Genomic DNA, 17,567 nt, shown 5'->3' with positions numbered 1-17,567 from the left:
TAAAGGGTAAAGGAACAAAAAGGAGCGTGCGTGTGACTTTTGGAATACAAAAATCATACCTAAATGCCCAATTCGCGCAATAAAGCCATTTTTTAGAATATTACGAAGCAGTTTCCCCGCGAAGCGACTGGGCCACGAGCAATTTCAGTTCTTCTACCCACTTCTGGACGGTGATCATCGGGTGCACGTAAGGTGTTTCAAAATCCTCAACAATAGACGTCTTGCCTTTCTCTTTAACAAGCCTGATCAATCCTTCAACCAAATATTCCTGTGAAGAATCAAACTCGGTGTCTTCATTGGTCTCCGCTATCTCGTCCAGAAATGATGCTAGTCTGAGAAGTTCCTGGTGGTCCATAGTTATGCAGTTTGGCTTTATTCGCTATTGTGGTGGGGAAAAATCGCCCGCGCGCCACGGTTCTTGCGTGGCATAATTTTATAGCAAATTGCGTACTAACAGCTCAGCCGGGCGTCCAGCCGGGCATCCAGCCGGGCATCAAAATGCTGTTTCCACAGCTAGAAAGGCACATTAGCCTGATAATTACCAAACCATCGCAGACAAAAAAACAGCGTATATGAGAAAAATTGCCAATAAAAAAGTAATCGACCAGTCGAAGCTGGATAATGTAGTCGTATACCCCGGAGAGCCTTACCCGCTCGGGGCTACGTGGGACGGGAAAGGGGTGAATTTTGCCCTTTATTCCGAGCATGCGACAGGTGTAGAGCTTTGTCTTTTCGACAGCGAAGAAAGTCCTTCAGAGAATGTTAAAATACAGATCAGGGAAGTTACCCATTACGTATGGCATGTATACGTTCCCGGCCTTAAACCCGGACAGCTATACGGCTACCGCGTGCACGGACCTTACGAACCGGCGGTGGGCTTGCGCTTCAATCCTAATAAGTTACTGATCGATCCTTATGCAAAGGCTATCTCTGGTACCATTCAATGGAGTGATGCTCTTTTTGGTTATGAAATAGGTCACCCCGATGAAGACCTGAGTTTTAGTCAGTCAGATAGTGCTTCCTTTGTACCCAAGTCGGTTGTTGTGGATCATCTGTTTGATTGGGAAGATGTAAAAGGCCCGGAAATCCCGTATCACGATACTATTATATATGAAGCGCATGTGAAGGGATTCACCAGCCTGCATCCTGACATTCCCGAGGAGATCAGGGGTACTTACGCCGGTTTGGCGCATCCCGCTTCGATCAGTTACCTGAAAAAGCTCGGTATCAATGCCATTGAGCTGATGCCGGTCCATCACTTTATTTCGGACCGCCATTTGAAAGAACGCGGGCTTACCAATTACTGGGGCTATAATTCAATAGGCTTCTTTGCGCCGGATGTACGTTACAGCAGTTCTGGCACGCACGGGGAGCAGGTGATTGAATTTAAAAAGATGGTCAAAGAAATGCACAAAGCTGGCATTGAGGTGATCCTTGATGTGGTTTATAACCATACCGGCGAAGGAAATCAAATGGGACCGACCATCTCATTTCGAGGGATCGACAATATGGCCTACTACCGTTTGATGGACGGCCGCTATTATATGGATTATACCGGTACCGGCAATACGCTGAATGCACGGCTTCCGAATGTACTGCGGTTGATCATGGACAGCTTGCGTTACTGGATTACCGAAATGCATGTCGACGGTTTCCGCTTTGACCTGGCTTCAACCCTGGCGCGCGAGCTTCACGAGGTGGACCGACTGAGCGCATTCTTTGATATCATTCACCAGGACCCAATTATATCACAGGTAAAACTGATTGCAGAACCCTGGGATATCGGACACGATGGTTACCAGGTCGGTAAGTTTCCGATCGGTTGGGCAGAATGGAATGGTCGCTACCGCGATTGTATGCGTGACTACTGGCGTGGAGCTGATAGTATGCTGGCCGAGTTTGCGGAGCGTTTCACCGGAAGTTCAGATTTGTACAAAGGAGAAGACAGGCATCCGACGGCAAGTATCAATTTCATCACCGCGCATGACGGATTTACACTGAATGATCTCGTTTCGTATAATGAGAAGCGTAATGATGAGAATGGCGAGGACAATAACGATGGAGAAAGTCATAACCGCTCTTGGAACTGCGGAGAAGAAGGGCCGACTGATAACCCGGAAGTGATTGCGCTCCGAGATAAGCAAAAGCGGAATTTCCTTACCACGCTTTTCCTTTCCCAGGGTGTACCGATGCTTGTAGCGGGTGACGAATGGGGCAGGACCCAGCATGGTAACAACAATGCCTACTGTCAGGATAATGAGATTTCGTGGCTGAACTGGGATCAGGCAGATCAAAAACTGCTCGGATTTACCCAGAAGCTGATCAAGTTTTGTAAAGCCCACGCCACATTCCGCCGCCGCCACTGGTTCCGCGGAATGCCGATCAAGGGGATCGGTCTGGAAGATATTGCCTGGTTTTTGCCGAATGGAGAGGAAATGCCGGACGAGAACTGGAACCACGATTACGCTAAATCACTGGGTGTATTCCTGAATGGAAAGGGTATCCGCCACATGAACCCGAAAGGCGAGCCGATCTATGACGACAGCTTTTATATGATCTTCAATGCGCATTACGAACCTGTGGAATACAGATTACCTCCCGAAAAATACGGAACTGAATGGAGGAAGGTAATTGACACAAGCGAAAGCTGCGTAACCGAAGACGGGCAGATCATAGCGCCTGATACCACATTCACAGTGGACAGCAGATCGATAGTTGTTTTTAAACATGCATTGGAAGAGCAAAAATTATGAGCTTTAGTGAGACATTGCCCGCAGTACCGGGAATAAGATTCAATGAATTCGGAGAAGCGGAAGTGCTCGTCTGGGCGCCGCTCGCGGAGGAAGCAAGCATTTTGCTGGTCGATCAAGACAAGAATCTGTCGCTTCAGAAAGCGGATTATGGATACTGGACGTTGAAAACGGATAAAATCAAACCGGACGATCTGTATCAGATTGTTTTGGGCGAAGAAGAGCCGCTGCCCGATCCTGCCTCCGTTTACCAGCCTCAGGGAGTTCACGGTCCGTCACAGGCTGTTGATATCAAGGATTTTCAATGGACAGACCAGCAATGGAAAAATCCGGGCTTGTCGGATTATATCATTTATGAAGTACACATCGGCACATTTACACCGGAAGGGACTTTGCAAGCGATAGAAAGCAAGCTTGATCACCTGGTAGAACTGGGTGTGAATGCAATCGAGATTATGCCGGTATCGCAATTTGCAGGAGCCAGGAACTGGGGTTACGATGGTGTTTTTCCGTATTCCGTACAGGATTCTTACGGCGGACCAAGGGCAATGCAGGAGTTTGTCAATGCCTGCCACGGAAGAGGGATAGCAGTTGTACTCGATATGGTTTACAACCACCTGGGGCCGGAGGGAAATGTGTTCGGCAAGTTTGGTCATTATTTTACAGATAAGTACCATACACCCTGGGGCGATGCTGTCAATGTAGACGATGCGTGGAGTGATGCTGTGCGCCAGTATTTCATTGAAAATGCATTGATGTGGTTCCACGATTTCCATATCGATGCATTGCGGCTCGACGCTGTACACGCGATCAAGGACTTTGGACCTTTGCATTTGCTCCAGGAAATGAAAATGCGCGTTAATGAGCTTTCGGAGCTTACCAACCGGCAGCATTACCTGATGGTGGAAATGGACCTGAACGATACGCGGTTTGTGAAACCCATTGAAAAAGGAGGCTACGGAATGGATGCGCAGTGGATAGACGAGTTCCACCACGCATTGCGAGTATCGTCAGGCCAGCAGAAAAGCGGGTACTATTCAGATTTTGAACCCATTGTATCGCTCGCGAAGTCATACAAAGACGCTTACGTTTACGACGGGGTTTACTCAGATCACCGGAAGCGGAAATTCGGAGTGAAAGCCGACGGATTACCTGGGCAGCAGTTTATTGTATTTTCCCAAAACCATGACCACGTCGGTAACCGGATGCTCGGGGAGCGTACAAGTCAGCTGGTGAGCTTCGAAATGCAGAAATTGCTTGCAGGCGCAGTACTGATCAGCCCGTACCTGCCTTTGTTGTTTATGGGAGAAGAATGGAGTGAGACAAATCCCTTCCAGTACTTCGTGAGCCACACCGATCCTGAGCTTGCAGAAGCTGTGCGCAAAGGCAGAAAGAGTGAGTTTGCAGCCTTTCACATGGAAGGTGACGCGCCCGATCCGGTGAGCGAAGAAACTTTTCGGAAGTCGAAAGTGCAATGGGAGTTGCTTGATAAAGAGCCGCACCGCACGATGCTTAACTATTACAAAACGTTCATCGCACTCAGAAAGCAGGAGCCCGCATTGCGCAAAACCGATCGCGACGGGATTATCGTAGAAGGTTTTGAAGATCGTGAGCTGATCATTTTACAGCGGGTATCACCGGAACAGCACCTCACTGCCGTGCTCAACTTCTCCAAGAATGCCCAGGAAGTATCCTTACCCGGAGAGTCAAACTGGCAGAAACTCATTGTTTCCTCTGACACCAAATGGGGAGGCGAGAAGGATCTTCCGGAAACAGCAGACGGCGGGGTGATCAGGGTACAGCCCGAATCAATGTCGGTGTACACGAACGAGTTATAGGTTCCTGATCTTGATTTTGATATCCTGCGGGGCGGTTTCGTCGCCACCGAAATAGGGGAGCAGCTTATATGCAATGCCGACGCCACCATCACAGTGGCGCGGCATTGTTGTTTCTACACCACGGAAAGTGAAAAGGTAGGACTTGTCGCGCGCGGCTATCCTGAAACTGGTAAGCTCATTGAGCTCCGCGGTACCTAGCTCTTTTTCCTGTCGCACGCCATTCACGTACACATACGCGTAAATCCTGAGCGCGCCTTCCCGCCAGTTCCAGCCAAACCTGGCGCTGTTGCTCTGATGCCCTGAGCTGCAATCCGAAAATCCGTATAGCTTATTAATATCGTTCTGGTTTTCCGGGATCGCATTCCGGTAAACGCAGCTGCTGTCGAACACCGCCTGAAAGTGCATGGAAGAAGAAGTGAAAGGGGTGTTGAGGTTATTGTCGACCTCGTGGTTTCCCTTGCGGATCGTGTAGGTTATAAAATCGTCACCAAAGCTGGGAGAATTGCCGATCCATTCACAGGAGGAAACCGTAAGCAGCAGCACCAGGGCGATTATGTATTTCATTTAGTCAGACATTTTAGAACAATTCCTTAAACGACCGCTTTTCAGGAAAATTGAATGTGCAAATGCGTTTCCGGGTTCAATACTATCCTTCCCGATAGGAAGTTGGGGGTACGGTCATTTTTTTCTTGAATATTCTTGAAAAGTAGAATTCCGACTCGAATCCCGTTTTGTAAGCGATCTCGGCCACGGACAACGACGTTTCCCGGAGCATCTCACAGGCTTTTTCAATTTTAAGGTTCAGGTGATATTGCCCGGGCGAGGTACCAATCACCTCTTTGAATGCTTTTCTGAACCAGCCATAACTTACGCCATGCTGCTTCGCCAATTTTTCCATATCCAGGTTCGCCGCGCTGCTTTCATGTATCTGGTACCGCATCCGGTGCACAAGCTTTTCCTTGTGCGATCGCGCGTGATCGGTCATCAATGCAGACGCGTAAATGAGCCCTAGCAGCTGAATTACGAGGCAAGAAGCGATTTGCTTGTAAGCTATCCCTTCTGACCTTAGTGTCTGCACCAGGCGAATAAATACATTCAGGAGTTCGGAGTTAAAGCCAATGCGGATCAGCGGATTATCTGCATTGAAACACTCCTGGCGCATTAAGTACTCGGAGTAATGCCCGCCAAATCCTACCCAAAACTCTTCCCAACCGGTCTCCTGCGAAGGCTTGTAACGGTGCCACACATTCGGGAATAACAGGAATGCAGTACCCGCTTCTACGATTGTCGGCGGAATGGTTTCAGTCTCAAAAACGCCGCTTCCATTTGAGATGTACACGAGCTGAAATTCGTTGATTACACGCCCTTTGTCCCAGTCAAAATAGTAGCTGGATGGGTGATTCTGGTCGGGGTAGGTTTTGCCGGCAGGGTGCAGGTTATGGCCGACGTTCAAAATAGATACTCCCCAGTTCGGTTCGGAGCCTGCCAGTGCTTCCAGTTGTTCCTGGCTGAAATATTTTCGGTATAGCTCCATATCAATTTGTGCAAAGATCAAATCAACAAATTTGCGGACTTATGATCTCCCCGACTTTTGTTTTTGCAAACAAAAGTGTAATTCCGGCACATTTTAACCGTCGCTAATTCAGAAAATGCTTCCTGCCAAAGTTTAGCTGTATTGCTAGCCCAGGTGCTGCATGTATTTTTTGGTATGAGAAAATCTTACATCTACCCATCAAAAAAGCCGGATCCAGAAAAATTCTGAACCCGGCTTCACTCTAATCACAATAAACACAGAGAAAAGCTATTGCTTTTGTTTGTTGAGGCTGTGATGTTCCTTACGATTATTGGTAAGGTCATCGCCTTTTACCATTTCCTCTTCTCTGTGCCTGCTGTCCAAATTGTCTTTGTTTTCAGGCATTGCCCGGGAACTCTGATTCTGATGCATCATCCCCGAATTTTGTGACTGTTTCATGACAAATTGTATTTGATTATACGAGATTTCATTTAAATACCGTGCTAAGCCAGCTAAGAATAACGCTATACTTTACTGGAATAAAACTAAAAAGTACGCTTGGTGCCTTCATATAGTTCGTATTCCAGCAAGCGACAGTCGATTTTGCCGGAATAAAATTCAATCCGTCGCCTCGGTTTCAAACCAATCTTTTTAGCCAGGTCCAGGTTACCCGTGAATACATAGCCGGAGTAACCTCTGCATTTTTGTTTCATAAAGTCGCCAATGCGGGCATAGGTTTCTTCAAGTTCGCTGATTTCCCCCAGCCGCTCGCCGTATTCAGGGTTTACGAAGAACACGCCCTTGTTGTCGTCAGGTATCTCCGTCTCTGCAAAATCACAGACCTGGAATTCGATCATGTTTGCTACGCCGGCGGCTACTGCATTCTTCCGCGCGTTTTCAATGGCTGCTTCACTATGGTCGGTAGCAATAATGCGCAAATCGGGCACTTCAATGATCTGATCTTCCAGCTTATCCTGTTCCGCGTAGTAGAGCTCTTCGTCGTAACCGAGCAAATGCATAAAGGAATAGTTATTCCGGAAAAGACCTGGTTTGCTGTTGGTTGCGATGAGCGCGGCTCCAATGGCGAGGGTTCCGGAGCCGCACATCGGGTTCACGAAGGCGGAGCGGCGGTCCCACTGACTTGCGAGTATAGTTGCTGAGGCAAGGGATTCGAGCATCGGTGCTGCGCCCGGGATTTTACGGTACCCATGCCGGGCGATCGTTTCGCCGGAAGTATCTATGAAGATCTCGGCCTGCTCTTCTTTCCAGAACAAATGCACCACTGCATTTTTCATATCCGAGCCCGACGATGGCCTGACGCCTTTCTTTTCTCTGATCCTGTCGACGATTGCATCCTTCACCCGCACATTCACATACATCGAATTGTTGACGCTCTCCGTATGCACATTGCTGGTTACCGAGAAGTAACCCTCCGCCGGGAGGATATCTTCCCAGGCTATTTGGGATAAAAACCGGTAGACATCATCCGCATGTTTCGCACGGAACGTACCCAGGCTGTACAATACCTGACTTGCGCAGTACAGGTTCAGGTTCAGCCGGACACAATCATTCATGGTACCTGACGTGCGAATGCCCGTGGGAAAAGTTTCAGTCACATCAAATCCAAGTGCCCGTACCTCCGGCTCAAGGAACGGAGCCAGGCGCCGGTAGCAGGTGATGATAATGTTGGCTGTATTTTGAAAAACTGACATTGTAAGCTGTTAAGCGGGTGATTACGTGCAAACATACTAAGAATATTGCTCGCTAATCAACTCGTGGGACAGGCGCGCGCCTGCAAAGCTGCCAGCAGCCACTGCATTTGCAACCGAGCGCATCATCGTGGTATTGTCGCCGGCTGCATAAATCCCAGGTACAGTTGTCTTTTGAGACCCATCCAGCGCAATGTGACCTTGCGCAGTCAGCTCGACTCCCAGCGTTTCAGGGATTTTGCAATGCTGTTCAAAAGGCGGACGGTGGTATAATGCTGTAAGTGCTGCGGTACTTCCGTCCTGAAAAGCCAGATGTGTGAGGTACCCATTTTCATGCACGATGCGGTCGACAGGCTGCTCGTGAACCGGTACCCCCATTTGTTCCAATGTTGTTTTGGTATGTGCGTCAAAGGCGGCAGGGCCGTTTGTGAAGATCGCAAGGTCCGGAGTCCAGTTGCGGATCAGTCTGGCAAAGTCCAGTGTAGTTTCACCATTGACCAGAATACCCGTTTTCTGATCGCTGTACTCGTATCCGTGGCAGAATGGGCAATGGATCACGCTGATTCCCCAGCATTCTGCTAAGCCGGGAGTAGGCGGCAGCAGATCTTTGATACCCGTTGCAAACAGGATCTTTTTCGTTGTAATGCGTTGCCCGGAGCCGGTTTCGACTGTAAACGCATTGTTCTGACCGGTGGCAGTCACAGCCAGGTCTTCGATCCATTCGATTGTCGGGTAGGAGAGTACCTGCACCCTCGCGGCTGCTGAAATGGCGGCTGGTTCTGCGCCATCGTGAGTAATAAAATTGTGGGAATGCGGCGTTTGTGCATTGCACGGTTTGCCGCTGTCGATCACCGCAACTTTCCATCTCGCACGCCCCAGCGACATCGCCGCCGATAAGCCGGCATAGCTTCCGCCGACAATAACCACATCAAAATCAGGATTCGTATGCATAAGAATATATGTTTTTGTCTCAAAAATGAGACATGAGTGGATAAAAAATTTTTACAAACCAATACCCCGGCTGAATGAAAACCAGCCAAGCTTTTTTACTTCATTGAGCTGCATTGCCTTGATATTACGGGAAGTAACGGACGCAGCTACGATACCCTGAAACAGCTGGTGTACCCAGTCAATAGTCATCATCGGGCTGATCAGTCCCTGTGCCTGCAAGTACTTCAAATGCGATTTCCAGATGGAGAAAGTGTCGTCATAATCAGAGCATTCCTGGTCATGCGATTGATGTTCGTGATCGTGAAGTGTATGTAGTTTATGCAGAAAGGTGTCTTTTGTGCCACATTCAATGCCGGCATAAAACATCCGCTCCAACTTCTGAACAGGATCTTCCGTACTGTTGTAGGCGTTTTCCATTGCGAGGTGGCAAGCTTTGCGGATCTCGTTCTTGCAGCTTTTCATCAGCTCATTCCGGTCTTTGAAGTACCGGTGTAAAGTTCGCCTAGTAGTTTGCGCCTGCTCGGCAACCTTTTCAAGCGGTGCTGAAAGGTCCTCGTTGAAGATCAGAATTGCAGCTTCAATTATGCTTTGCTCGGTATCTTTCATGGTCATTGGGGATAAAAAAAGAATGTCCCGTTTCTGAGACATTCTTTTGATTCTTTTCGTTCCCGTTAAGCTTTCTTTTTTAGCAGCGCATTTTAGATACCATTCAATTCAGCTTCCGTAAATGCCTTTTCCCGGCCGGTCAGCTTCTGGCGCACCTTGCTTACTTCTTCTGTGCTGACCACATCGGCATTGTTGCGCCACGATTTGCGGATGTAGCTGAGCAGCTGGGCAATGTCTTCATTTGGCATATCTTTATCGTAACCGATACCGGGCATATCGCCGCTCACTTCGGGTGTCTGATAAATGTGTCCGTTCACTTTCACGGGGCCTGTTAAGCCAAAAAGCACGATGGAGATCAACTTGTCTTTATTGCCCGTCACCCATTCCGACTGGTTCAATGGAGGTGCCAGGGATTTTACGCCTCCGCCATCAGGTCCGTGACAGGTTTGGCAAACGGAGGTAAACAGCGCCTCGCCCTTCGGAAACTGTCTTTTCAGCATTTCCGGGTTCCGGTTACCCTGTGCGCTCCGCACCGACGTGATTACCTTTTGCAGCTGCTTGTTGACCAGCAGGTTCTGGTCGTTTAAAGAGGCGGTCAGCTCGGTTTGGAACATTTCCTCTTTCCCTTGCAGGTTGCTGATCACTGCGTCGGCTACATAGCGGTTGTTCGGGTATTTGGTAACCAGCTTGGTCAGCAGGTTCTTGGACGCGACTGTATCGAACTTCGAAACGCTTTTCGCCATGAAACCTACATAAGGGGCCGCAAGTGTGTCGTTTTGGTCGACCATTTCTTCAAACAATGCTGCGAACTGACGATACGACGCCGGTGTAATAATGGACGGTGTCGCTGCGAAACCCTGCATTTTGTATTGCCAGTCGGTGCGTCGTAGCCAGCTCACCACTTCCTCTGTTTTCAAGGAATTAAGACCTTCCAATGTCCACAATGCGTGTATTGCCAGAAGCGGATTGCCCGTTTGCTTCACCGCTTCGCGCAGAGCTGGTACCGTTTGGTTGTACTTACCGTCGATCAGCTTTTGCTGTGCCCGGTCGCGTACCCAGCCGTTGGAATGGCCAAGAAGCTTTACCAGCTCGGCGGCGTCGGATGGGATCATGACCGGTTTTGCCTGCGTATTTTTTGGAACAACCTTGTAAATGCGGCCGCTTGACAGTGGCTGTGTCAACTCGCGCTTGCCGATCTGCTCTTTGAGGTAAGGTGTCAGGTATGTTTTGTGCTGGATAATCCCGCGGTACATATCAAGAATGTACATGGCGCCGTCAGGTGCGTTATACAAGCTCACCGGCCTGAACCGCTCGTCGGTACTTGCCAGGAACTCGCGGCCTTTGTAAGCCTGCTCGCCCTTGACGAGATAACCTTTCTGAGCAAGTATGTTCCTTTTGATCAGGTTGGCGGAAGGTTCGGGGACGAATGCATTGAAGTCGTACGACGCACCGAACAGATCGCCCCGGTAAACGACCGGCCCGGCTGCTGCTGTGAAATCGTTGAGACGCAGGCTATCGTCAAGGATATTCTTCATATAACCCCTGTTCACGCCCGGAGTAGGATGAAGCGGGTATACCTTATTGTTGGCGACCGCTTTTTCATTGTATCCTGCCACTCCCTTCTGGTTGGTATTCCACGCGCCTACGCCGGCTGGAAAGTAATCGCCAAGCAGGTTTTGGGAATTGTTGTTGTAATAAAGCCGGCCGTAATTATCCTGGCAAATACCCCATTGACCGCGAAAATGTGTATGCTCAATCAGCCATTTATTACCCACTTTCCGGTAGCGCTTGTCAGATTTTGCATTGTAGATCCAGTTGTCCATGGCACGCAGGAGTCCATTTGGCTGGTGCTCTACGTTACCGCCTTCGGTGTATTTAGGATCAACGAGCGTGCGTTTACCGACTTTGTCATTTTTGATTTCGTAAAACCACAGGTTGGTCGGCTCCGCTACGAGTATTCCATTTTCTATTAAACAAATAGCTCTTGGCAATACCAGTGAATCAATGATCACCTGGCGGTCGTCGTAAACGCCGTCTTTATTCTTGTCTTCCAGAATGACAATGTTCCCGTTGGGAATATCCTCGCCGGTACCGATCGTATCAGGCATATAGCCCGTCATTTCAACCACCCACATGCGGGCTTTATCGTCGAACTGCATTGCCACAGGTGCACTAACCAGCGGCTCGGCAGCAACCAGCTTCACCTCAAAACCATTTTCGACCTGCATCAGAGCAATCGTATTTTCGGGCGAGATAAAGGGGGATTGACCTGGTTTTTGGGAAACAGGTTCTTCCTGCTGCGCGGATGCGACAGTTGCGGTGGTGGCAGTTGCGGGTTGCTTGTTTGTTTTACAATAAACAAGTGAGAACGAAACAGCCAGAAAAAGAAAAGGATAGCGGTACTTTTTCATCTGAAGAGATATTTCCTCTAAGTTCAATGGGTTATGAATTGCTGAACAATGCTAATCTCTTAACGATTCTTCAACCGGTTTCATGTTTTTAGTTAAAAAATGTATGATCACCCAGGCTACAAAATACGCCAGTCCGCAAATGACAAACAGGATATTGTAACCTGCTCCAATGTTGCCGGCGGCCTTATAGTAATCAAGCAGCGCGCCTACTACAAGCGGGAAAAACGTGGAGCCCAGCGAGCCCGCCATTCCACCGATACCCACCACGGAGCTCACCGCCCGCTTTGGAAAAATATCTGAAACGATCGTGAAAATATTGGCACTCCATGCCTGGTGCGCCGCGGTTGCTATACTGATGATCCCGACAACCACCCAGACGTTGCTGGCAAATTGTGCCAGGATAATGGGAAGTACCGCAAAGGCGACCACCAGCAGCGTCACCTTGCGCGCCCTGAGCGGAGCCCAGCCTTTTTTGATGAGATAAGAAGAAAGGTAACCCCCGCCAATGCTGCCGAATGTGGTTGCTGTGTAGACGATAGCCAGGTGCAGGCTTGGCTTTTTAAGGTCGAGCGCGAATGTAGTTGCAAAATAGGAGGGAAGCCAGAAAAGGAAGAACCACCAGATCGGGTCAGTGAGGAATTTACCTACGATGAAAACCCACGACTGGCGCAGTTGCAGCAATTTGGTCCAGTGGATCGGCTTTTTGCCTTCCCCTTCTGCGGCTTCGTTGTCGCTATGTATAAATGCATATTCTTCCGGCGTGATCTTCTTGTGCTTCGAAGGGATCTCGTAGAAAATCCACCAGAATATCAGCCAGATAAAACCCAATGCGCCTGTGATCAGAAACGCCTCCTGCCAGCCGTAAGCGCCCAGAAGCCAGGGAACCAGAATGGGTGCAGCCACTGCGCCGATACTGGTTCCAGAGTTAAAAATACCGGTTGCAAGCGCCCTCTCCCGTTTGGGAAACCATTCCGCCGTTGCCTTCACGGCTGCCGGGAAGTTTCCGGACTCGCCCAATCCAAGCAATGCGCGAACCGCACCAAACCCGAAAGTACTTCTTACAAATGCGTGTGCGATAGCGGCTATACTCCATACTACGATCGAAATCGCGTAGCCGAGTTTGGAGCCGATCTTGTCGATGATATTCCCGAAAACGATGTAACCCAATGCGTAACAGCCTGCGAAAACCATCACGATGTTGGCGTAATCGCTTTCCGTCCAGTTGAATTCTGTTTCGAGTGTTGGTTTTAATAGTCCAAGAATCTGTCTGTCTATATAGTTGATAGTGGTTGCAAAGAATAGGAGCGCACAAATAATCCAGCGGTAATTGCCAATTTTGGGTTGTTCCATAATAAGGTACAGATTCTTGGATTCAGGGAATGGTTAAAAATACAACTGTTTCGGATAAGACTGCATTTTTGCCATTCTACCCCTTACGACTATGGTAAAGAGTTCAAAAAAACAATCCCGCCTGAGAGGGCGGGATCGGGGTTATTCAATTGAATCCAGGTTAAAATATATCAGGCAATCGGGTAAGCGAGCTGTGCTTTGATGAGCTCTGCTTCGTTCGTCAGATCGAGGCGGAGCGGGGTGATGGAGACAAATCCATTCTCGACTGCCCAACGATCGGTTCCTTCTTCTGCCGGTTCGAGCGGGACTACTGTAAACCAGTAATGCTTCCTTCCCATTGGGTCAAGACCGGGGACGATTTTATTGTCGTACAGCCGTACCGACTGCCTGGTCCATCTTACCCCCTGGGGTTGCGGAGGAAAGTTTACATTAACCAGGTTCAAATGCGGGTTCTTGAAAAGAAGGTCCAGCGCTTTTTCTACAAATGGGTCCAGTGCGTCAAAATCGGGCTCTACATCAGTGGGTGTGCTCAATGCAATTCCTTTAATCCCGAACAGTACTGCCTGTTTGGCTGCGGCGAGTGTACCTGAATGCCACATTGCATTGCCGAGGTTGGGACCGAGGTTGATACCCGAGAGCACAACATCAGGCTTGTCCCACAAGTGCTGGCCGAGGGCCACGCAGTCGGCGGGCGTACCATTCACGCGGTAAGCGTCGATACCGTTGAAATCTATGGGAGACTTTTTGTAGGAAAGTGGACGTGAAGCGGTTATCGCGTGGCCCATGGAAGATTGTTCCACATCGGGTGCAACGATTTTTACTTCACCGAACCTTGCGGCGATTTTCGCCAGGGAGGCAATGCCGGGGCTGTATATCCCATCGTCGTTTGTTACCAGAATTTTCATACACAATCACGTTTTTGTGTAGTGCCAATAAAATTATGCCTGGTATGTTTTTTGATAAATTCACATCATCACGACACGCAACCTATGAAAAAAGCCCACCTGCTTCACAACCCGACAGCCGGGGACAGCGATTTCAGCAAAGAAGAGCTGGTAAAACTGATCAGACAAGAATGGATTGAGTGTGCCTATTCTTCTGTGAAAGGAGACGGTTGGGAAGGGTTTGATGAGCATTCTGATTTTTTGATCATTGCAGGAGGCGATGGAACCGTTCGCCGGATCGCCAAGATCCTCTTGAAGCGCACGCTGCTCGACAAGCATTACCCGATCGCATTGCTTCCGCACGGAACTGCCAATAATGTAGCCTGTGCATTGGGGATTAACGGGAAAGCAAAAGATATCATCAGGAAGTGGCACCATTACCATCTGAAACCATTCGATATCGGAAGGGTTATTGGGCTGGATGGCGACAGGTTCTTTCTGGAAGCATTCGGGATAGGCGTCTTCCCGCGCCTGATGAAACTGATGGAACGCCTTGAAGATGCGATTGGCGGGAGCGCCGAAGACAAGCTGAATGCCGCGAGGTGTGCTTTACTCGAAATCGTGCAAACTTATGAAGCCAAAAGCTGCCAGATCTTCGCCGACGGAAAGGAACATTCCGGCGAGTATCTGATGGTGGAGGTAATGAACATTCGTTCCATTGGTCCTAACCTGGTACTTGCCCCGGAGGCAGATCCCGGCGATGGTATGCTGGAAGTAGTGCTGATCACCGCGTCGAACAGGCGAAAGTTTGAATCTTTTTTGAGACATCAGATCGACGGGATCGAGCAGGATTTTACTTTTAAAACAATCCGCGCCAGGCAAGTCAAAATTGTGTGCGGCTGCAAAGACCTGCACATTGACGACGAGCGGATCAAAGTAGAAAATCCGTCGGACATTGAAATCGATATCAATCCGGGCCGACTTGAATTCATCATCACAGACGAGGAATAAGTGTTAAAATCTGGACTTCACTTGCTGCATTACTTCATCAACCCATATCTGGTACATCTTGCCGGAAAAGTGAAGGTTATCCCCAGCAATCAACGTGGGGTCATCCAGTGCGTGGCGGGAGAGGGGTGTGACATCAATGAAGAGTACATGCTCTTTCTCACATTCTGCGCGGGCAATTGCATTGAACTCGTCGATTTCCCTGGCAATTTCGTCCCGGCTTCCCTTTCCATACGGAGTAACTCCCCAATCCGGGGTTGAAAGAACAAATACCTGGCTAGCCTCGCCATTTGCATAGTCAATGCTGCGGAGTAGCAGGGTACGGAATTGTTCCCGGTACTCGGCCGGGCTTCGTCCCTGATATTGATTATTGACACCGATCAAGAGTGATACGAGGTCGTATTTCTCGGCTGGATTGTAATTCTGCAAGCCTAGCAGCAGGTCTCCGGTTGTCCAGCCGGTTTGTGCGATGATGTACGGAGCCCGAACCGGCTTTCCGGCATTTCGCATTGCTCTGGCGAAAAGCACAGGCCATCTTTCGCTTTCCTTTACGCTCTCACCGATCGTGTACGAGTCTCCCAAGGCCAGGTAACGCATTCCTGTTTTGTCGGCTTCGGAAGGATTGTTTTTCTCCCGGCAGTCTGTAAGCAGGAGTATTGCAATGGAGAAAATGGCTAGTAGTTTCATACTTCCATATACATTATGGATGTACTTTTGGATCAATATGTGCGCTTTCTATCAGCGTTAAATTTTCTATGACCAGCATTCAGTCGGCTTAACCCATAATTGCGATCAGGTTCAATGTAACTGCGGCAAGCTGCTCGTGCCCCGTTAATTTTATCGTCCTTCTTGCCTCGGCAGGGGAAAGTGCTTTTGTGAAAAGCTGCCAAGCAGTGTCCGCAGGAATAACGATGGTGGCCGCTTCACCTTCGGTCACTTCATCGGTAATTTCCCAGCTTTCTCCTTTTCTCAGGTACCATGAAAATGGTTCTTCCAGCGTAATTGTGATTTTCACAGTAGTTCCGAATGGTGCTTCTGTGTTCCGGTAGGTGTGCGGCAAGCCTCGCAGGAGCGTTTCTATGAAAGGCAGGAAAAGTTCTTTGGTCAAAATGCCGGGACGGCCGGTGGCATGCCGGATCTGTTGCTGGTGGTGCCACTTTTCGGTGTACTCACGTGCAATATGGAACCAGTTTTTCGAGGTTTGTTCACCAGCCCAGGCAACCGAAAATACTGCATCAATGTCGGGATCCTGAGCCGCCATGATTTCAGAGTATTGCTTTCCTGTAATTTCAAGTAGTTCAGTGATCAGCTGGTAACTTAATCTTTTTGAGGATTTTATAAAGTCTGCATTAAACTGGTTTAAGTAAGCTACCAGATCTGTATACGAGTTGATCTCCCGGTCGGGCGGACTCAGGTGGCCGTCGCGCATGTGCGATATGACGCGCAGGTTACCGTCGAGCAAATGCGCCGCTACGTCTTTCACCGACCAGAGTTTTGCAACAGTAGGCTTATCCCATTCTGCTGCGGGAAGGGATTTCAGCAGTTCGATAAGCTTTTGGTCTAAGAGGGGAAACAGATGCGCGGTTTCAATTTTCCTGGGCATAGTATAGTTTTTTGAGAGGTACCGGTCGAGATTTAGCATTTAGCAATTTTCGAAAAAAACGTGAAAAAGCCTTTTTTTTAGCCCGGTCACCGTTCAATTTGGTACTTTTGAGACCAGTTCAGGGATTTACCGGGCCGTTTTTCATCATTGACAAACATAGATATGCCCGCTATTAAAAAGAAAAAAATGACTTACTGCTTAGGAATAAAAGTAAAAGAAGGACTTGTAGCACTGGCGGATACGCGCATTACCGCAGGGACGAATACAACAGTGAAAAAGAAAATGTACGTTACCCAGCACGACAACTATTCAATGTTCATCATGACGAGCGGACTGAGGTCTGTGCGTGACAAGGCGGTGCATTACTTCGAGGAGCTGATCAACGAAGGTGTCGTGTACAACAAACTGTACAAGGCGGTAAATGCATTCGGTGAACAGATCAAGCGGGTGGCGGAGGAAGACCGGGCCAACCTGGAACGTTCGGGGTTTAAATTCAATCTCAATACGATTGTAGGCGGCCAGTTGCGGGACGATGCGGAACACAAGCTATTTCTGCTTTACTCCGAAGGCAACTGGGTAGAATTAGATGAAGGTTCACCATACGTGATCATCGGGAATTCCGGACAAGGAAAAGCAATTCTCAACAGGGTACTTAACCAGGAATCTACCATGAAGCAGGCGCTGAAAGCCGGATTCCTTTCATTTGACTCCACACGCGTGAGCAACAATGACGTGGACTTTCCGATTGACGTGGTTTTGTACAAAAAAGACAGCTTCCAGATTGTAGAGCACCGTTACGAGCAAAAGGATATGCAGGCGATCTCGGAAATTTGGGCTGATAAGTTGAAACAAGCACTCGACGATATCCCGGAAGAATGGATGGACCAGAGCTTTGAAAAGATACTACCATCAAAACCCGCGTAAGAGCGGGCTTTGAACAGCAA

At 48.9% G+C, this 17,567-nt stretch carries 16 protein-coding genes; 4 read left to right on the top strand and 12 right to left on the bottom strand.

Translation table 11 applies throughout. The features are described from left to right. Positions 1-100: 100 nt before the first annotated feature. A complete protein-coding gene (locus tag Q369_RS0107125) occupies positions 101-355 on the bottom strand; it encodes a hypothetical protein (RefSeq protein WP_031527114.1) in 255 nt (84 codons plus the stop codon). 217 nt (positions 356-572) lie between these two features. Between Q369_RS0107125 and glgX the strand changes: the two genes are divergently transcribed. Both glgX and treZ read left to right on the top strand, forming a co-directional pair. Then, on the top strand, positions 573-2,753 hold the full coding sequence (gene glgX / locus Q369_RS0107120; RefSeq protein WP_031527113.1) for a glycogen debranching protein GlgX: 2,181 nt from the start codon (positions 573-575) through the stop codon (positions 2,751-2,753). Further along, positions 2,750-4,588, top strand: a complete 1,839-nt coding sequence (gene treZ, locus Q369_RS0107115) for a malto-oligosyltrehalose trehalohydrolase (RefSeq protein ID WP_031527112.1) — start codon at positions 2,750-2,752, stop codon at positions 4,586-4,588. The genes glgX and treZ overlap by 4 nt, the downstream gene beginning before the upstream one ends. Here treZ and Q369_RS0107110 read toward each other — a convergent pair. From Q369_RS0107110 to surE, 9 genes are all read right to left on the bottom strand, one after another. Next, on the bottom strand, positions 4,583-5,152 hold the full coding sequence (locus Q369_RS0107110) for a hypothetical protein (protein ID WP_031527111.1): 570 nt from the start codon (positions 5,150-5,152) through the stop codon (positions 4,583-4,585). The genes treZ and Q369_RS0107110 overlap by 6 nt on opposite strands. An 82-nt stretch (positions 5,153-5,234) precedes the next feature. Further along, entirely contained in the window at positions 5,235-6,122 is an 888-nt protein-coding gene (locus Q369_RS0107105; protein ID WP_031527110.1) for an AraC family transcriptional regulator, read from the bottom strand. A 267-nt stretch (positions 6,123-6,389) separates the two neighbouring features. Further along, the gene (locus Q369_RS28995) at positions 6,390-6,560 is read right to left on the bottom strand and encodes a hypothetical protein (RefSeq protein WP_157488086.1); all 171 of its coding nucleotides are present in this window, start codon (positions 6,558-6,560) and stop codon (positions 6,390-6,392) included. A gap of 86 nt (positions 6,561-6,646) precedes the next feature. Further along, positions 6,647-7,813, bottom strand: a complete 1,167-nt coding sequence (locus Q369_RS0107095; protein WP_031527109.1) for a THUMP domain-containing class I SAM-dependent RNA methyltransferase — start codon at positions 7,811-7,813, stop codon at positions 6,647-6,649. A gap of 36 nt (positions 7,814-7,849) precedes the next feature. Beyond that, entirely contained in the window at positions 7,850-8,761 is a 912-nt protein-coding gene (locus Q369_RS0107090) for an NAD(P)/FAD-dependent oxidoreductase (protein ID WP_031527108.1), read from the bottom strand. A 51-nt stretch (positions 8,762-8,812) separates the two neighbouring features. After that, positions 8,813-9,367 (bottom strand): TetR/AcrR family transcriptional regulator, encoded by a 555-nt coding sequence (locus Q369_RS0107085; RefSeq protein ID WP_031527107.1) that lies wholly within the window; start codon positions 9,365-9,367, stop codon positions 8,813-8,815. Positions 9,368-9,459: 92 nt separating this feature from the next. Continuing rightward, complete coding sequence (locus Q369_RS0107080) at positions 9,460-11,778, bottom strand: DUF7133 domain-containing protein (RefSeq protein ID WP_031527106.1); 2,319 nt, start codon at positions 11,776-11,778, stop codon at positions 9,460-9,462. Between the two features lie 51 nt (positions 11,779-11,829). Next, a complete protein-coding gene (locus tag Q369_RS0107075; protein WP_031527105.1) occupies positions 11,830-13,128 on the bottom strand; it encodes an MFS transporter in 1,299 nt (432 codons plus the stop codon). Positions 13,129-13,298: 170 nt separating this feature from the next. Further along, the gene (surE, locus tag Q369_RS0107070) at positions 13,299-14,033 is read right to left on the bottom strand and encodes a 5'/3'-nucleotidase SurE (RefSeq protein WP_031527104.1); all 735 of its coding nucleotides are present in this window, start codon (positions 14,031-14,033) and stop codon (positions 13,299-13,301) included. Between the two features lie 84 nt (positions 14,034-14,117). On the opposite strand from surE, the gene Q369_RS0107065 reads away from it, so the two are divergent. Then, a complete protein-coding gene (locus Q369_RS0107065) occupies positions 14,118-15,023 on the top strand; it encodes a diacylglycerol/lipid kinase family protein (protein WP_031527103.1) in 906 nt (301 codons plus the stop codon). Positions 15,024-15,026: 3 nt separating this feature from the next. Here Q369_RS0107065 and Q369_RS0107060 read toward each other — a convergent pair whose 3' ends face one another. Together Q369_RS0107060 and Q369_RS0107055 are read right to left on the bottom strand one after the other, a co-directional pair. Further along, complete coding sequence (locus Q369_RS0107060) at positions 15,027-15,707, bottom strand: SGNH/GDSL hydrolase family protein (RefSeq protein WP_031527102.1); 681 nt, start codon at positions 15,705-15,707, stop codon at positions 15,027-15,029. Positions 15,708-15,795: 88 nt separating this feature from the next. Then, on the bottom strand, positions 15,796-16,623 hold the full coding sequence (locus Q369_RS0107055; RefSeq protein ID WP_031527101.1) for a maleylpyruvate isomerase N-terminal domain-containing protein: 828 nt from the start codon (positions 16,621-16,623) through the stop codon (positions 15,796-15,798). Between the two features lie 186 nt (positions 16,624-16,809). Between Q369_RS0107055 and Q369_RS0107050 the strand changes: the two genes are divergently transcribed. Continuing rightward, positions 16,810-17,547, top strand: coding sequence for a proteasome-type protease (locus Q369_RS0107050; protein ID WP_031527100.1), 738 nt, complete (start codon positions 16,810-16,812; stop codon positions 17,545-17,547). Positions 17,548-17,567 lie beyond the last annotated feature (20 nt).

This window comes from Dyadobacter crusticola DSM 16708, from assembly GCF_000701505.1.
Taxonomy (GTDB): Bacteria; Bacteroidota; Bacteroidia; order Cytophagales; family Spirosomataceae; genus Dyadobacter; species Dyadobacter crusticola.
Note: the sequence above shows the minus strand (reverse complement) of the source record. Positions and strands in the feature narration are given on the sequence as shown.

What these genes read in the sequence shown, in the direction of transcription:
- Q369_RS0107125 (WP_031527114.1), bottom strand. Translation starts at nt 355, where the DNA reads ATGGACCACCAGGAACTTCTCAGACTAGCATCATTTCTGGACGAGATA.
- glgX (WP_031527113.1), top strand. Translation starts at nt 573, where the DNA reads ATGAGAAAAATTGCCAATAAAAAAGTAATCGACCAGTCGAAGCTGGAT.
- treZ (WP_031527112.1), top strand. Translation starts at nt 2,750, where the DNA reads ATGAGCTTTAGTGAGACATTGCCCGCAGTACCGGGAATAAGATTCAAT.
- Q369_RS0107110 (WP_031527111.1), bottom strand. Translation starts at nt 5,152, where the DNA reads ATGAAATACATAATCGCCCTGGTGCTGCTGCTTACGGTTTCCTCCTGT.
- Q369_RS0107105 (WP_031527110.1), bottom strand. Translation starts at nt 6,122, where the DNA reads ATGGAGCTATACCGAAAATATTTCAGCCAGGAACAACTGGAAGCACTG.
- Q369_RS28995 (WP_157488086.1), bottom strand. Translation starts at nt 6,560, where the DNA reads ATGAAACAGTCACAAAATTCGGGGATGATGCATCAGAATCAGAGTTCC.
- Q369_RS0107095 (WP_031527109.1), bottom strand. Translation starts at nt 7,813, where the DNA reads ATGTCAGTTTTTCAAAATACAGCCAACATTATCATCACCTGCTACCGG.
- Q369_RS0107090 (WP_031527108.1), bottom strand. Translation starts at nt 8,761, where the DNA reads ATGCATACGAATCCTGATTTTGATGTGGTTATTGTCGGCGGAAGCTAT.
- Q369_RS0107085 (WP_031527107.1), bottom strand. Translation starts at nt 9,367, where the DNA reads ATGAAAGATACCGAGCAAAGCATAATTGAAGCTGCAATTCTGATCTTC.
- Q369_RS0107080 (WP_031527106.1), bottom strand. Translation starts at nt 11,778, where the DNA reads ATGAAAAAGTACCGCTATCCTTTTCTTTTTCTGGCTGTTTCGTTCTCA.
- Q369_RS0107075 (WP_031527105.1), bottom strand. Translation starts at nt 13,128, where the DNA reads ATGGAACAACCCAAAATTGGCAATTACCGCTGGATTATTTGTGCGCTC.
- surE (WP_031527104.1), bottom strand. Translation starts at nt 14,033, where the DNA reads ATGAAAATTCTGGTAACAAACGACGATGGGATATACAGCCCCGGCATT.
- Q369_RS0107065 (WP_031527103.1), top strand. Translation starts at nt 14,118, where the DNA reads ATGAAAAAAGCCCACCTGCTTCACAACCCGACAGCCGGGGACAGCGAT.
- Q369_RS0107060 (WP_031527102.1), bottom strand. Translation starts at nt 15,707, where the DNA reads ATGAAACTACTAGCCATTTTCTCCATTGCAATACTCCTGCTTACAGAC.
- Q369_RS0107055 (WP_031527101.1), bottom strand. Translation starts at nt 16,623, where the DNA reads ATGCCCAGGAAAATTGAAACCGCGCATCTGTTTCCCCTCTTAGACCAA.
- Q369_RS0107050 (WP_031527100.1), top strand. Translation starts at nt 16,810, where the DNA reads ATGACTTACTGCTTAGGAATAAAAGTAAAAGAAGGACTTGTAGCACTG.